The 16712-nt window shown below is 40.9% G+C and carries 12 protein-coding genes; 10 read left to right on the top strand and 2 right to left on the bottom strand.

Annotation, left to right across the window (positions count from 1 at the left end; all coding sequences use genetic code 11):
• Positions 1-311 precede the first annotated feature (311 nt).
• The 3 genes from Q0993_RS14225 (at position 312) to Q0993_RS14215 (ending at position 3908) form a co-directional block, all read left to right on the top strand.
• A complete protein-coding gene (locus tag Q0993_RS14225) occupies positions 312-1445 on the top strand; it encodes a serine hydrolase (RefSeq protein WP_299534140.1) in 1134 nt (377 codons plus the stop codon).
• A gap of 155 nt (positions 1446-1600) precedes the next feature.
• On the top strand, positions 1601-2956 hold the full coding sequence (locus Q0993_RS14220) for an NAD-dependent succinate-semialdehyde dehydrogenase (protein WP_299534138.1): 1356 nt from the start codon (positions 1601-1603) through the stop codon (positions 2954-2956).
• Positions 2957-3011: 55 nt separating this feature from the next.
• Positions 3012-3908: a DUF72 domain-containing protein gene (locus Q0993_RS14215; protein WP_299534136.1), complete on the top strand. Its 897-nt coding sequence runs from the start codon at positions 3012-3014 to the stop codon at positions 3906-3908.
• Here Q0993_RS14215 and Q0993_RS14210 read toward each other — a convergent pair.
• Positions 3905-4768: a phosphatidylserine decarboxylase gene (locus Q0993_RS14210; RefSeq protein WP_299534134.1), complete on the bottom strand. Its 864-nt coding sequence runs from the start codon at positions 4766-4768 to the stop codon at positions 3905-3907. The two genes, Q0993_RS14215 and Q0993_RS14210, sit on opposite strands and share 4 nt — an antisense overlap.
• Positions 4769-4773: 5 nt before the next feature.
• Positions 4774-5223, bottom strand: a complete 450-nt coding sequence (locus tag Q0993_RS14205) for a nuclear transport factor 2 family protein (RefSeq protein ID WP_299534133.1) — start codon at positions 5221-5223, stop codon at positions 4774-4776.
• Positions 5224-5537: 314 nt separating this feature from the next.
• Here Q0993_RS14205 and Q0993_RS14200 point away from each other — a divergent pair, with 314 nt between their 5' ends.
• The 7 genes from Q0993_RS14200 to Q0993_RS14170 all read left to right on the top strand — a co-directional run bounded on the left by Q0993_RS14200 (position 5538) and on the right by Q0993_RS14170 (position 16203).
• Positions 5538-5933 carry a hotdog domain-containing protein gene (locus tag Q0993_RS14200; protein ID WP_299534132.1) on the top strand — a complete coding sequence of 132 codons (396 nt, stop codon included), beginning with the start codon at positions 5538-5540 and terminating at the stop codon, positions 5931-5933.
• A 499-nt stretch (positions 5934-6432) separates the two neighbouring features.
• Positions 6433-8196 (top strand): ATP-binding protein, encoded by a 1764-nt coding sequence (locus Q0993_RS14195; RefSeq protein ID WP_299534130.1) that lies wholly within the window; start codon positions 6433-6435, stop codon positions 8194-8196.
• The gene (locus Q0993_RS14190; RefSeq protein WP_299534127.1) at positions 8193-8573 is read left to right on the top strand and encodes a response regulator transcription factor; all 381 of its coding nucleotides are present in this window, start codon (positions 8193-8195) and stop codon (positions 8571-8573) included. The genes Q0993_RS14195 and Q0993_RS14190 overlap by 4 nt, the downstream gene beginning before the upstream one ends.
• 191 nt (positions 8574-8764) lie before the next feature.
• Positions 8765-11149, top strand: coding sequence for a hypothetical protein (locus Q0993_RS14185; RefSeq protein ID WP_299534125.1), 2385 nt, complete (start codon positions 8765-8767; stop codon positions 11147-11149).
• A 5-nt stretch (positions 11150-11154) separates the two neighbouring features.
• The gene (locus Q0993_RS14180) at positions 11155-12585 is read left to right on the top strand and encodes a glycosyltransferase family 2 protein (RefSeq protein WP_299534122.1); all 1431 of its coding nucleotides are present in this window, start codon (positions 11155-11157) and stop codon (positions 12583-12585) included.
• Position 12586: 1 nt separating this feature from the next.
• Positions 12587-14974 (top strand): sulfatase-like hydrolase/transferase, encoded by a 2388-nt coding sequence (locus Q0993_RS14175; RefSeq protein WP_299534119.1) that lies wholly within the window; start codon positions 12587-12589, stop codon positions 14972-14974.
• Entirely contained in the window at positions 14971-16203 is a 1233-nt protein-coding gene (locus Q0993_RS14170; protein ID WP_299534116.1) for a YaiO family outer membrane beta-barrel protein, read from the top strand. Before Q0993_RS14175 ends, Q0993_RS14170 begins: the two co-directional genes overlap by 4 nt.
• Positions 16204-16712 lie beyond the last annotated feature (509 nt).

Here is a 16712-nt window from a genome sequence, read left to right as displayed (position 1 = left end):
ACCGGCCAGGTCTACTTTTCATAAGCCCGGTCAAAATAAAAACAAGAACACTTAAAGCAAAAAGTATGGCTGCGGCTGCGATATAGGATACAAGAGGATTCATAGGTTACTCGTTTTTTAATGAAAAGACAATTCGTGTAGCTGGTATGGCTCTTATTTTAATGTGAATCTAGCTACTTATCATGTATTTGAGGTCTACAATTGTATAAAGTGCTATCCTTATCGTATAAATTGCAAGAAAATCAATTTTTTTTTGATTGTCGGTTCGTTTAAGACCGCTATATTTTGAGAAAAGAAAGTTCAAGTAAACGATGAAAAATAGCGTACTTATCCTGTGGTATGTTTTGGTGATTCTAGGATGTAATTCCCAAACCAGGGAGAACACCGTACGAACCGAGACTTTGGAATCAGTCATTGCGAAATTTGAAGATCAACTCAACAATGAACTCGAAAATTATGGAAGTATATCCGGGGCTATTGTTGTAGATAACCAAGTTATTTGGTCCAAAGCCTTTGGTGTTTCCGATTCGGACAAAGCAACTAAAGCGGATACGACCACAATTTATCGAACAGGTTCCATATCAAAACCGATTACCGCATTTTTGATGATGCAGTTGGTACAGGAAGGGACAATTACCCTAAGTGACCCTGTTGAACTTTATCTTCCCGAAATTAAAAAACTGGATGGGTATTCCGACGCAAGACGAATCACTTTTCAACATTTGGCGGCCCATACTTCCGGGCTTATAAGGGAGCCAAAACAAAAAGATGCGGCAGCTGGACCAATAGCCGAATGGGAAGCCAAAGTATTGGAATCCATTGCCAATACAAGTTTTCAGTATGATCCTGAAGAAAGATTTAGTTATTCAAACATTGGATACGGTATTTTGGGGTTGGCCCTTTCCAGGGCTGCCGACAAGCCGTTTATGGAGTTGATAGAAGAGAAAATATTTGAACCCCTGCAAATGGACAATAGTTATTTTATTGTGCCGGAAGACCAAATTTTTAGGCTTTCCAAAGGTTTGGAAACGGGACCCGATGGTAAACTAGACCGGGAAAAACCACAAAGGGAGCATATGGGGCGTGGCTATAAAGTCCCCAACGGGGGCATCTATTCAACCCCGAACGATTTGGCTAAATTCATCCTATGCAATCTGGGACTTTCGGTCAAATTACTTTCAAGAAATAATTTATCTCGCATGCAGACAATCCAGACCCCAAAAGGTGAGGGGCAGGCATACGGATTGGGCTTTGGAATACAACAGGATTCCGTATTAACCGTAATCGGTCATTCGGGAGGGGTTGCAGGATACCGGGCCAACCTGGCATTCGACAAAGACCGGGGCAATGGGGTTGTCCTAATGAAAAATTATTCGGCCGATAGCCCCAATATTTCGAAGTTGTCCTTCAATTTACTAAAGGAATTGGCACAACTTGATGAATAAGACAGGGTGGATAGCGATTTGTGAATTTCCTGTATTCATGGTTATTGGCCCAATTGGACTTATTTACTTCCAAAAATTCATAATTTTAAATGAACCGATAAACTTCTATCTTATCGAGAAGGATTTTTGTGCAATTTAAATCGGTAAAAACATCTATGAAGACATCCACTAACCCATTTAACGGCGAAAACCTCTTTGAATTTCAGGAATTGAATGATTCGGGGCTAAGAGAAAGGATTGCCAGGGCCCAAAGCGCATTTCTAGAGTGGAAAACAACATCATTTGGCGAACGCGCCAAATTAATGCGCACCGCAGGTAGGGTTTTAATGGAGAATTCAGAAAAATATGCGGAAATCATCACATTGGAAATGGGAAAGCCCATTGTCCAGTCCATTGCTGAAATCGAAAAATGTGCCTGGGTATGTGAATACTACGCTACCCATGCAGAAAACCATCTTAAGGATGAAATTATCAAGACTGAGGCGGAGGAAAGTTTTGTCCGTTATGAACCCTTGGGTCCGGTTCTGGCCATTATGCCCTGGAACTATCCTTTCTGGCAGGTTTTTCGCTTCGCCGCACCCAATTTGATGGCCGGTAATGTTGGGCTGCTGAAACATGCCTCCAATGTGATGAAATCCGCGGAAACCATTCAACAAATTTTTGAAAAAGCTGGGTTCCTAAAAGGATGTTTTCAAAATTTGGTCATATCCAATGATCAGGTAAAAACGGTCATCGGGAATAGCGCTGTAAAAGCGGTAACACTTACCGGCAGTACGCCGGTTGGGGCATCCGTGGCCGCTACAGCCGGATACCATATAAAGAAAACCGTTCTGGAACTTGGTGGCAATAATGCCCTTGTCGTTTTTGATGATGCCCAACTGGAACGGACATTGGATATCTGTATCCAAGCTCGATTTCAAAACACAGGGCAGAGTTGCATTGCTGGCAAGCGCCTCCTAGTACAAAGCGGTATTGCGCCGAGATTTATTCACGGTTTTAGAAATAGGGTAGCTAAGCTTAAGAGCGGAGACCCCATGGACAAGGATACCTTTGTAGGCGTCTTGGCCCGGGAAGATTTGGCTATAGAGCTTGAAAAACAAATGAAGAGATCTATTAAAATGGGGGCAAAGGTAATTTTAGGGGGAAAGCGCAATGGAACCTATTTTGAGCCCACAATATTGCTGGATGTGACGAGGAACATGCCTGTTTTTAAGGAAGAGACCTTTGGTCCGGTCCTTGGAATAACTATTTTTGACACCGAGGAGGAAGCAATAGGCCTGGCCAATGATTCGGAGTTTGGATTGGGAATATCTTTATTTACTTCCGATAGAAATAGGATTCAGAGGTTAATACCCAAATGCAATGAAGGTGCCGTTTTTGTAAATGAATTGGTGAAGAGTGATCCCCGCTTACCTTTCGGAGGGATAAAGACATCAGGTTATGGTAGGGAGCTTTCGGCACATGGCATTAGGGAATTCATGAACAGAAAAACCGTTTATATAAAAAGTTAATCGTAGGCCTTTTGGTTCTCAATCAAAAACACGACAAAATTTAATACGAGACACTATGAAATTTGGTAAGGTAGATCAACCTGAGCTTATTGATTTTAGCATTCCGCACGACCATCCCGGTACGGAGGTCTTGTTAACAAAATACAAGGGAGAAAAAGAACCTTTTCATGTAAAAGTTGGTTGTGCCAAATGGAACCGCCAGGATTTGAAGAACTTCTATCCCAGAGGCACAAAGGACGAATTGGCCTATTATGCTTCCCAATTTAATTGCATAGAACTCAATGCGACCTTTTACCGCATCTTCCCGGCCAAGACCTATGAGGGCTGGTATGGGAAGACCCCGGAGGATTTTAAGTTCTTTCCCAAAATCGTGCAGAATGTAAGTCATTTGCGCAGGCTTAATGAGCAGGCTTATCCTATTTTGGAGGAATACCTAAATGTTACGGCCAATCTCAAGGAAAAACTGGGGACCCTATTTTTGCAAATGCATAACAATTTTAGTCCCAAGGATTGGGATAGGGTAGTGCGTTTTGTTGAAAACTGGCCCAAGGAATTCTCCCTGGCCATGGAGTTTAGGCATACGGACTGGTTCAATGACGAAAAGGTGGCACAGGAACTCTATCATCTGTTGGAAGAAAACCAAATTGCCAATATTCTGGTCGATACCGCTGGACGAAGGGATATTATGCACATGCGACTTACCAATAACGAAGCCTTTATCCGTTATGTGGGGGCCAATCATGAAAGTGATTATGCCCGGTTGGATGATTGGGTGGATAGGTTGTATGATTGGCAACAAAAAGGCCTAAAGAACATCCACTTTTTTGTCCATCAAAATTTGGAATTGGAATCTCCCTTGCTCTCAGTATATTTTATCGAAAAACTCAATAAAAAATTAGCATTGGATTTAAAGGTTCCTGCCACTTTGGTACAGCCTAAAACCCTCTTTTAATAGGTTGCCCCCACTTCCACAAAGGAGTTTTTTGAGTGTCGCTTTGGGGCTTCAGGGGAAGCCATGCAGCAGGTGGAGCCCAGATAGAACAAAGCGATTTCCTCCATTTTTTTTATAGATTGACCCACTTTTATAGATTGGGCCAGTTCTATGGTCCGTACGGCGGGACCTCCGACTATGGACAAATACCAAGTGCGACCTTTATCGTCCCGGATATCCACATTGTAACGTTCGTTCCTAAAGGCCGGTAAGGAAGGGTTTTGTTTGTATATCCAGGGGCGAAGGACTATTAAATCCCCGGGGATATGTTGTATGCGGGATATGGTACCATGTACCGGGGCATGTATCCGGTGATAGTTTTTATTGTGCAGAAACACGTTGGTAAACGTGTATTCCCTGGGAATAGCATTACGCTGTGTCCCAAAAATTGTGGCGATAGATCGTACGTCGCTTTTAACCCGTGACGTTTCTATTTGGGACACCTCGCCCTGGTCGCACAACAGGCCTTCACAGGGCCACACAAAGGGAGCATTATTTTTTGGTAGTTCCTTAAACTCGCGGATGAAAAAGTCCTGAAAGCTTTCAAAGTCCCTTTTCCCAAAAGGAGGTTTAAATTTATCCAGGTAATTTTTATCCGAATAATTGATACGAATATAGGTCTTAATGAAATTTTTGGAAAAAGGTTTATCGTATACCGAAGCGTATTTGGAAGATAATTTTCGCTGTACGGTACTGGGCATACCGCCCCAAACATTCACCGAAAGAAAGGTATATAGTTTGGCCCGCCATTCCGGAACCTTAAATATCGTAAAATGCGGATCGGAATAATAATCGTCTTCTCGGTAGGTAGCGGCCTCCATTTGTTTTATTCCACCCTTCGGTTATCCCATAACACATTTACTATTTCCCATTGACCATCTGTCTTGGTCAAATGCATATAGTCATAATAATCAGGCATATTGGTGCGCACACCAATACTAGCCATATCTTCATCCATATCAAGGATTTCAACCGTTACCGTCGAAAACTTGTTAGGTCTTTCAGCCCTATTCCCACTTTCCAATTGTGAGTAAGGGTCCAATTTTTTATAGCCACCATCTTTTAGGGTTCGGGAAACTTCATCGTTCTCAATCCCCAGCTCCGCCATCTTGTAACGAACTACCCTTTTTGTGGGTACTTGACCGTTATGATAATGGTTTTCCATATAGTCCGTTGCAGCCAGTTCAATAGCCTTTTCATCAGAAACTTGGGCCAATCCCATAAATGAAAATAAGGATAGGATAAGCAGAAGAAGAAATTTTACGATTGTCGTCATGCGAAGGCGGATTAGGTGAAGGATAAATGTATTTCATTACGGCCCAAAGAGAAAGTCAATTAAGAAAAGTTTATTCTAAGCTTAACATATTTTATGGGTTGTTCGTCACATCTGTTAAAATTGAAAATCAATTTCCACGGCAAACCGGGTATGTATTTAATGCGATATGTTCATTTTGGGACGATACATATCGTCAAAAACCTCATAAAGTAGGTGCAAGATTTGCAAATTGAAAAAACAGAGGGATTGTATTGAATTTATGGATTTTGCCGTAGTTTCTTCCTTAATTTTACACCTGTAAAAATGGCTGAGCTATGAGATTCCACACCAGGAAATGGGTAAAACCCGAGGACCTAAATGCCAATCAAACATTGTTCGGAGGCCGTGTACTGGCCTGGATCGATGAGGAAGCCGCATTATATAGCATTATCCAGTTGGAGAATAAAAGGGTAGTCACAAAGTATATTTCCGAAATCAATTTTATGAGTACCGCGGTACAAGGGGACATCGTAGAAATAGGCATTGAAGTTGTAAAATTTGGCATATCTTCCTTGACGCTTAATTGCGAAGTCCGCAACAAAATGACCCGGGAAACTATAGTTACGGTGGACAATATCATTATGGTAAATTTGGATGAAAAGGGAAAACCCGTACCCCATGGAAAGACCAAAATTGAATTCGTCAAGGATAGGTTGGAGGGAGGAGATTAACTTCGTTTTCTTTGCTGTTTTCTGAAACATCTACGTAACCTAGAAGACATTACCTCCCGCAATTGGGCAATCACGTTTTCAGTTTTGCTTTATTTGGGATTAGTCCGGGTTTTATCTTTTCTAGGAGCATTTCCACCAATAACTGGAGTAAAACCCAAGATTTAACCCAAGATCTGTCTTAATGCTAAAGTAGTTAGCGGCATACTCCGCGAACGCCGTTTTCAAAACTTTCCATTGCTTATTTTTTTCCCTTTGATTGGAGAATAAAGGGACAGGGCCAAAAAGACAAATCACATTATATATCCAATGAAAATTTTAGACCTACAAATAAAGCTGTTTGACAACATAATAGGGAGCCTAGGTAACATTTAATTGTGTACGATATGTGAATTGGTGAGTTTTAACCTAGTTAGAATCAGACTGTTAAAACAAAATAAGAAAATACAGAATAATTGAAGGATTTTTCGCTCTGTATTTCTCAATAACCAAATCAAAACCATTGAATCCCAAAAATCTACTTTGCTCTTTGGAGAACATGGAGTCCATGCTCAATAGCTTTTCATTTGAGGAACTAAGTACTGCGGAGGCTTCCCATTTAAAACGATCATTCCAAGCTTTCAAGAACGATTTGGAACAAAAAGTATTCGGAGAACCCGGTTCCGTAGCTGTTAAGGTTAAGAAGGAATCCACGAACGGGAATTCGAAAGGAAATTTGGGTCCCTCCCCAAACATGCTTATTGCAAAGGTGAGTCACGAAATTCGGACTCCATTAAATGGTATTGTCGGGTTTACCGATTTATTAAAGGAAGATGGACTCACTTCCAAGCAATTGGAAAAGGTCAATGCCATACAATCGGCATCGTACTCGCTGCTGGAAATAATAAACGAACTTTTGGAATACTCCAAGTTATCTACCGGCTTAGAGGATTTTGATACCATAGACTTTAACTTTCAAAATGTAATAAAGGAGGTAACATACTTGTGCAAGACGCTTATTACCGACAAGAAGGTGACTTTGGAAACGGAAATTGATCCGGATATACCTGGAATTTTGGTCGGTGACCCCTCAAAACTTTCTCAAATTCTTTTAAATCTTTTGGGCAACGCCATAAAATTTGTGGAAAAGGGCAGCATTCGATTGCGTATTGCAGTGAAGCAAAAAGTTAAACACCAAATACGCTTAGAGTTTGCCATTGCGGACACGGGCATCGGAATTCCCGAAAGCAAGTTGCCCAATATTTTTAATGCATTTGAGCAAGCTACGGATAGCACGTTTCTTAAATACGGTGGTTCAGGATTAGGTTTGAGTATAGTAAAGCAACTCATTGAAAACCTGGGAGGGGACATTTCGGTATCCAGTACTTTGGGGGTCGGTACAACGTTCAAATTTGATATTCCCTATGGGCTCGGTAATGGCAAAAAGGCTGGTCAAGCTCAGGAGCCTAAAATTAAAAAGGAAAAAGTACGACAATCCATCAAAGGCATGCGGATTCTGGTTTTTGAAGATAATTTGCTCAATCAACGTTTGATAGAAGAGCGCCTAAAATCATGGGGTTGTACCACATTCATTACGGAGAATGCCCGTTATGGTCTCGATATTCTTGAAAAAACGGGACTGGATGCCATTTTAATGGACTTGCGAATGCCCGAGATGGATGGATTTGAAGTGACCCGGCAAATTCGCCAGAATAAAGATGCGACCATACGGGAAATCCCGATTATTGCCCTTACCGCCGATTTTTCCTTAGGAGACAAGAATAAGTGCAAGGAATACGGTATCAACGATTGTATTCTAAAACCTTATAACCCTGATGAACTCATGTTCACCTTGCTTAAAAATAGAGGTAAAAATATGGAGCTTACAGAAGCGCTTAAAAAAACGGTGGTAAATAGAAACCAACACTCCAAGCGGTTAGATCTGGCTCCCATCCTAAAGGATTGTATGGGTGATGTAGACCTTTTACAGGAGTTGATTCAACTGTATAAGCAAAATGCCTTGGAGTTTATAGGTTCGGCCAAGACCCATATAAGATATGGTGATTTTGAAGAGTTGGGACTTGCCGCCCATAAGATAAAGGCGGGACTTGCTATGATGCAGTCCCATGAACTCCATGCCATAATCGTCCAAATTCAGGAAGCCTGTAAGACGCAAGGGGATGTAAAAAAACTACAATCGCTCTACAGCTGTTTTGTGGACGAATACTCAAAAACGGAGTTGAATATAGACCAAGCCTTCCTGGAAATAAAACGAAAAGGGAAATGATAGCCGGAAAAAAATTGCTGTTGGCAGAAGATGATAATCTCCTGGCCTCTTTACTTAGGTACCGTCTGGAAAAAGGGGGATATGAGGTAAGTCTAAGTAAAGATGGGAAAGAAGTGAAGGAATACCTGGCGGAGGAGATTCCCGATATAATTGTCAGTGATATTATGATGCCCTATTTCTCTGGAATGGAACTTATAGATTTTGTACGTAATGAACTGGGTTCCAAAACGCCGATTATAATTATTTCCTCTGCCGGAAACGAGGAAAATGTACTGACTGCATTTGAATTGGGAGCTAATGACTTTATTTCTAAACCAGTGAGCCCTTCCGAATTGATGGTACGGGTTAATAGAGAGCTGAACAATGCAAAAATTTGATTAGCAAAGAGTTAACATATCAAAACATAACGTTGATAAGCGCCCCAAAGATCCATACGGATCTTTTGTGGGATTTAACCTTTTTGTTCGTTGGGCTGGCTGTACTCTATTTTATTGGCATATTCTTTTTTCGAAATAGACTAACTGATAAGGCGGCTAGAGTAAGACAACGTAAAAAGGAACTTTCTCCCATGATAAACAAATTCCTGTTTCATCAGGAAGATGCGGATACCGAGGAGAAGACGAAGTATCTAAACCTTAAAATTGAGGTAAGGGAATTGCTAAGGATCAATTTGAACAGGGTGGTACTGTCGGAAATACTATTGGACTTAAGCAGGGACGTTTCCGGAGATACCAAAAAAAAATTGTTCAGACTATATCAAGACCTGGACTTGGATAAGGATGCCTTTCACAAATTAAAAAGCTTGCGTTGGGAAGTCGTTTCAAAAGGTATTTTGGAACTCACCCAGATGCAGGTAACGGAATCCTATAGTTTCATTATAAAATTCATCAATGACAAAAGAAGTACCATACGCAAACAGGCGGAGATAGCTACGGTAAGCTTAAAGCATGAGGGCCTCAACTATTTTTTGGATACTACGAAATACAGAATATCCGAATGGCAACAGCTAAAACTATTAAATGTCGTCCGGAACTTGGAGGATTATCAACCGCCCCGTTTTAAAGCTTGGCTTACTTCCAAAAACAGGGATGTGGTACTTTTTGCCATACGGTTGATCAAGTTTTACAATCAGAACGATGCCAGCTCTTCTTTGATAGAATTACTGAAACACCGTAACAATCAAATTAAACAGGAAGCTATCCAATGCATCAAGGAGTTTCATATCGTGGAGGCCATGGATACACTTAAACTGGTTTTCCAAAAAGGGAACTTGGATGTTAAAATTTCCATTTTGGATGCCATGGCAATTTTGGGGAGTACCGAGGAAATGGAATTCCTAAAACACGTAGAAGCCAAATATTCCGACTTTGCCATTAAGAGCAAGGCTATTAGTGTAATAAATAGGATTGTACCGGAAAGTATAATGCCTACGGAAGATATAGATAACCGATTGAAGCATGATTGGAAAAACGAGATTACAGCCCCTATAGTCCAAGAAAACCAAGAAACACAGGATAAAACGAGCACAATTTCGGACACTGACAGTAATGGATCGGTTGAATTTGATGAAAAGGAAACCGGTCAAATCACCTTGGACGAAGAAACGAAGGAGGAAAAACTAGAATTCTCCGTGGAGCATGAGATGACTGAAAAAAAGGAAATTGCTACGGACGATATTCCTATTCCAGAAGTAGAAGAAACATCGGTAAACCTTGATTTTCTGCCTCTTGTGGTAGCTCCAAAGTCTAAGGAAAAAAATCTTCCGCCACAAAGCCAAGATTTCCGAATCAACGTTACGGACAATGAAACAACGCGTATTGAAGACCCGTTACGGCTACAGGTAGATTTTGAAGAAATAACAGCTGTTACATCCCATGTGGACGGGATTGAAGTGGAAGAAGAGAAGAATATTTGGGAAAAAAGGAATTTGTCCGAATTGAATTTTTTGCCCATTGTAATTGATAACGATATTGGGCAGGGCAAAGTAGACATAGGAGAAGATTACCACGGAACATTGGAAACCAAGGACCTCATAGTCCACTATGAGGACGTATTACCTCATAAAGACCCACCACAAAAATCGAGGACAAAAAATCATTCAGAAATCTCCGATAACACTGAAACTATGGTATCCATAGCGAAAAAACCGAATCCTCAAAAGCCAATGTCCTTGGGTGAAGTAAACTGGAAATACATACGAAATCTAGAATTGCAATACCAAGTTCTGGAGGTGTCGCCACAGGACAAAGAGAGGCATGACACAGAAGAACAGTACTATGATTGGCCATTGGATGGACTTGACGTTCCAAATACAGACCAAACTTACGATTTCGGAAAGGAATCCTTCCAGGAATTAGAGGATCTCCTCCAACATATTCCTAAACCCCGCTACTACAGCAATGAAATTCTCTCCGTAATCGAATCACTCGATTTAATAGAAGAATTGGGGGACCAACGTGAAATACCCTTATTAAATGACATTATGGAACAATCAAAAATGGACTTTATCAAAGAACGGGCGCGGGAACTCATTAAGAGATTTTCCCGTAAAGATGATATTTATGAAGTGGATTGGGAACTGGACACCTTCCAGGACAATATTGTGGAATACAATGTTTTTGAGGAATTGTTCACAACTTGTGATTCGGATTCCAAAATTATTTTACTGAAGGAAATGTTGGTGGTAGGAGATGAAAAGGAAGTAAGATTCTTGAGAAAACTACTCCATGAGGAGCCAGAACAGAAAATTAGGAATGCAGCAAAAAAGGTATTGGGGCAATTGCAGGAACGATTGTCTCGCGAAGCAAGGGAATGTCAGAAGCAAGCAGGGAATACAATAAAACATAAAACGGACTCCCTCCCATTGGAGCATGCATTTTTAAATGAAGTACCGTATGGCGATGGCAATGATTCCAATCCCTCTCAAAACGACCCTCAAAGAAAAATCGGGTAGGTTTAATGGATAGTGGACTACTACATATTATCCTTGAATACATAAACATTGTATTTCTAACGTTTACGGTGGTATTGTTCTCCATGTTCACCGCAATGGGTTATCTATCTACAAGGAATTCCATCCATTATAGAAACAAAAATAGTTTTGGCGACATTTCCAAGATTATGGCATCGCCTTTGGCGCCAAGTATCACCATTATAGCACCGGCATACAATGAAGGCATGACCATTGTGGAAAATATTCGTTCCCTTTTGTCGCTTCGTTATGTAAACTATGAGGTAATGGTGGTCAATGACGGCAGCAAGGACGATACTTTGGAGAAAATGATAGCTGCATACGACCTCGTGAAAATAGAACAGGAGATAGACCCCAATTGGCGCTCTAAGCCTATCCGAGGGATTTATAAATCCAAACATCGCTCATTTTCCAAACTCACGGTAATAGATAAGGAGAATGGGGGTAAGTCCGACGCGTTAAATACGGGCATGGCACTCTCCAACAACAAATATGTGGGTTGCATAGACGTGGATTGCCTATTGTTGCCGGATGCGCTTTTACATGTTGTAAAATCCTTCTATCAACGATCGAAAAAGCGAGTGATAGCGGTTGGTGGCGTTATCCGGATTGCAAACTCCTGTATTATCCAAGGCGGTCAATTGGAAGAAATCCGGTTGCCCAAAAACTGGTTGGCCAAATTCCAATTGTTGGAGTATACGCGTTCCTTTATTTTGGGGCGTATGGCATGGGGCCGTATAGACAGTCTGCTTATTATTTCCGGGGCCTTCGGATTTTTTGACCGTGAAATCGCTTTGGCCGTGGGAGGGTACGACACCAATACTGTGGGTGAAGACATGGAAATCGTATTTAAAATGCGACGCTACATGCACGAACGCAAAGAACCGTATACGGTGGAGTATATACCTGATCCTTTGTGTTGGACCGAAGTACCGGAGGATACCAAAATATTGATAAATCAAAGAGATCGTTGGGCCCGGGGCAATTTGGAAACCTTGTATAAGCATAAGGATATGTTCTTTAACCCCAAATTTGGCCGTTTGGGTATGCTTAGTTATCCGTACTGGTTTTTTTACGAGTGGCTAGCTCCAATTTTAGAGTTCTTCGGCTTCTTCTCCATCATTTTATTCTATTATTTGGGCATACTCAATTGGGAGTTTTTCTTGGCTATAACGGCTACAGTATATATGTTTTCCATTATGTTTTCTTTCTATGCCATTCTATGGGATGTTTACTCTTATAATGAGTATAAGAAGACAAAGGACATTTTAACCTTAATGCTGTGCGCCCTGATAGAGCCTTTTGTTTTTCATCCCATAGTGGTCTGGTCCGCTATTCGGGGCAACTATAAAAAATTGTTTAAAGTAAAATCGGGCTGGGGGTCCCAAGTCCGTAAGGGATTTGCAAAAGCCTCTTAAAATGCAGAACGATTCAAACATATCAACTATTTCGGAAAATGGGAAGACACTCAAGGATTTCATTCCTTTGGTCTTCAGCTTTTTTAGTTGTTTGGTAGTATGGTCCCTATACCAGAACATCCGGCTATACTTCTCCGGAGCATTGGACGGTTTTTTGAATAAGAGCTTTTTTCTTCTGGTAATGCACCATATTGGGTTCACAGCGGTCTTGGCTTTATGCTCAGCGTTCCTATTTAATTTTTTGGAACGGAGAATGTTTGGTTTGGGACTTAAGACCATCCGGATTGTTTTCTTGGCTTTTCTGGTACTGGAAGGACTACTTATCGAGTATTATGTGCAGAATTACACTATACTGGCATTTGGAATTAACGCCACCTTAAGATCGGACGGTTCTCATTTTTCTTCCATTCCCCTATTAATAACATTGCCTTTGATCGTTGCATCATTCTACTATTTAGCCAAGCGTTTCGTATCCGTTTATGGGCCCATTGGTAAAATGTACCCTTTTACCATAATCCTTTTCAGCCTTTTTTTGGCTACACTCAATTCTAACAAAAAACCCATAAATGAAAACAAGGCCCAACACTTGATAGTCAGTTTGGCTAAAAACTCTTTTGAATTTAATGCCTATGAAGGGGATGAGGAATATCCCTTATTAAGGTCTTATGAACAAAAGGATGACCTTAGTCCTTATTTCAATTTCAAGCAACAGAAGCCCCACATCGTATTTCTGATCGTAGAAGGTCTCGGATCCGATTTTGTTGACCTAGACCCCCTTTATCCGGGATTTACCCCTTTTCTGAATTCCCTCCGGAACAACGCTTTGGTCTGGGAAAATTTCGTAAGCAACACCGGAGAAAGTGCCGCTGCACTTTCCACGATAATGGGCTCATTGCCATTTGGAGATTCTGGGTTTACCCATATGGACAGTTTTGTCCACCGGCATACCCTCTTTGGGATTCTTAAGGATAACGGATACACCACTTCGTTCAATTATGGGGGAAATAGTGCCCTAGATCATTTTGATCGATTTTTGGATGAGGAACGTGTGGACCGGATATTGGACAAAAACAATTTTGGGGATGAACATAGGCAGCAGGAGAAAGATGCTGCTGGTATTTCCTTAGGCTATCCGGACAAGGCACTATTTAAAAAAGGAACCCCCTTGCCGAACTCTTTTAATGGCCCAAGAATGGATGTGTTCTTCACCTTAAGCACCAAATCACCGTACCTTGTTCCAAATCGGGAATTCTATGAGGATAGGGTAGATCGTATAGTGAAAGAGTCATCCATGGGCAAGCGGCAACGCAAACTGGTACGAAACCATAAGGAGATTTTTGCAAGTCTCAAATACACGGATGAAGCCGTAGAAGCCTTTATCAAAAATTATAGGAAAACACGGGAGTATGCCAACACAATTTTTATCCTTACCGGAACACACAATCTCACTGATTTGCCACAAAAAGATGAGCTGAGCAGATACAGGGTTCCCCTAATGATTTTCAGTCCCTTGATCAATTCCCCAAAAAGAATTAGGTCTTTGGCTTCTCATATGGATATAATGCCTTCGCTGGTTTCCCTGTTGGAGAAGGAATTCAAGTTCAAAGTACCGGATCAAGTGGCTTGGCTTGGAGAAAGTCTTTTATACCCCGACACTTTTAATGACGCAAAACAGATTCCACTTTTAAGGGGCAAGCATAATATTCAGGATTTCATTAGTGGCTCCCATTACATGACTGACAATTCCATATATGCGCTGGATGAAAACCTAGGCTTAACGGAATTGGACGATGATAGCGTAGAAGAACAAATAAAGGGCAACTTTAGATATTTCAAATCCGTAAACAAATATGTGATGGGAAACAATCGGATTATCCCTGAGGAAGGGACCATTTTTACGCCTTTGAAGGCAGATTTTAGTAAGCACGATATGGTCTGGATACAAAGTGTTTTTAATGGCAACGATTTTGATCGAGCTTACGAAACAGCGCGAAATCTGGCACATGACGAGGATTGGGACAGGGCTCTATTATTATGTAGGTATATTTTAAAAGAAATACCTCGACATGCGGACACTGAAATTTTGACTGGCCGAATCTATGCCTGGCAAAAAAAATACACCGAATCCATAGCGATTTTGGAGGAGGCCATTCGGAAATATCCTGAGTATGCCGATGGATATGCTGCACTTCTAGACACTTTCTTTTGGTCAGGTCAGCATAAAAAAGCGATAGACCTATCCAAAAGAATAGAACAGAGCGGTATCGTTTCCGATGAAATCGAAAACAAGATTTTGCGGGCAAGGAAAAAGTTGAAATCCGAAACGGAAGAAAAGGACACTAACGTTAAGGAAGATGCCATGGCGGAAACCACATTCACGGAAAATTGAAGTATCTTAAAAACATAGCCTTTTTAATCACCTGCCTATATGGGTTGTCATCTCAGTGTCAGGATTTGGCTTACAATGGTAATCCGGATACCTCCTTTTTCACGGCAAGGGATTTGGCGTTCGGGGGCAATGGAACCGTGGCCCGTGATACTTTACGCCATATTCTCACCAAGTATCCGAATTACACGGACGTACGAAACCTCTTGGCCAAAACCTTAAGTTGGGACAAAAAATATAATGACGCCCGAAGGGAATTCAATAAAATTACATCCGTAGAGCGTAAAAACAAGGAGGTATGGGTGGCGACCATAAAAAATGAGTTGTATGCCCAGGAATACTATATCGCTTTAGGTTTAGCGAATAAAGCTCTGATATATCTTCCCAAGGATTCGGATTTGGAAGCATTGCGACAACAGGCCCTAAAGGGTACTACATCAGAAAGCCCTATGGCATCAAAAGAAACAAAAACACTGGAAGAGACTTCGGAAAATACCGCTTTTAACAATGCCTTTGGAATTTCCAACGCCTTTGAGATTTTTGACATTGTCTATGAACCCATGTTATATACCAGCTTGGAATATCAAAGGGAAACACGGGCGGGAAAGATAATCCCGCGCTTAAATTATGGCAACCGTTTTGAAATTCAAGGGTTGCAATATGAGGTGGACTTCTATCCCAGGTTTTCAAAAAAATTCTACGGATACTTGAACTATGGTATCTCAAAGTCTGTCATTTTCCCTAATCATAGGGTAGGGGCAGAACTGTTTGTGAATTGGCCAAAGCACATGGAAATTTCCCTTGGTATGCGTTATTTGGATTTCGATAACGTAAAGGCCAATATAATTACGGCTAGTGCCGCACTATATCATGGCAATTATTATTTTTCGATTAGACCTTATTTTCTACCCAATGTAAACAAAGGCAGTGGATTTTCAGGCAACCTTTTGGCCCGAAAATACTTTAAGGATGGATCAAATTTCTTAGGAATCAATATTGGAATGGGCTATTCCCCAGAACTGAGACAATTGCAGGATGGAGATGAACTTTTAGCGGAAACCGTATTATACATTGAGTCGCAGCAGGCTATATTGGAATATCAGTTTTCGGGAAAGAAGAACCCCAACCTATATAGGGCCAACCTTGGATTGGGACGCCAAGAACTGGTTTTTGAATCCGGGCGATTTTTTTGGGTGGTATCTGCAGGGATTGCCTACCAGGTCAAATTTTGAGCAACAGGCATCGATGAAATACCAATTATTCCGATGAACGGTTCATGTCAAAAAAGGGGTAAAATGGTTGTATCTCCGGGTTTAACAAGTTATACAACGAAAATTTGAGTTTATACCACAATTAATTGATTTTAAAATACGTTAATAGTATGTTTATATCATAAAACGAAAAAGCCCAAATCTATGCCGGTGGTTACCGGAAAAACTTAACCCAAATCATCATGCTTTACGATACATATGGAGAGGAGTACCTAACCTTTCTACAAGAACTAAACGAAATTTTAAGTCTAAATGAATTGACCGAACTGGACTATATGTAACATCGCATGAAGTCCACATTTAAAACCAAATCTTATGGCAAATCAAAATCCAGACAACGCAGCGTATTTGAATTTTATCGAGGATTTAAATGAAATTCTAGGAGATTTCAATATCAACAAACTAAGTTATTCTTAAGTGTTTAGTGTATTAGTTGTAAAAAACCCCATAGGTTAATACTTATGGGGTTT

The sequence above is a fragment of the Ulvibacterium sp. genome (assembly GCF_028285715.1).
Taxonomy (GTDB): Bacteria; Bacteroidota; Bacteroidia; order Flavobacteriales; family Flavobacteriaceae; genus Ulvibacterium.
This window is presented reverse-complemented; position numbering and strand designations above follow the sequence as displayed.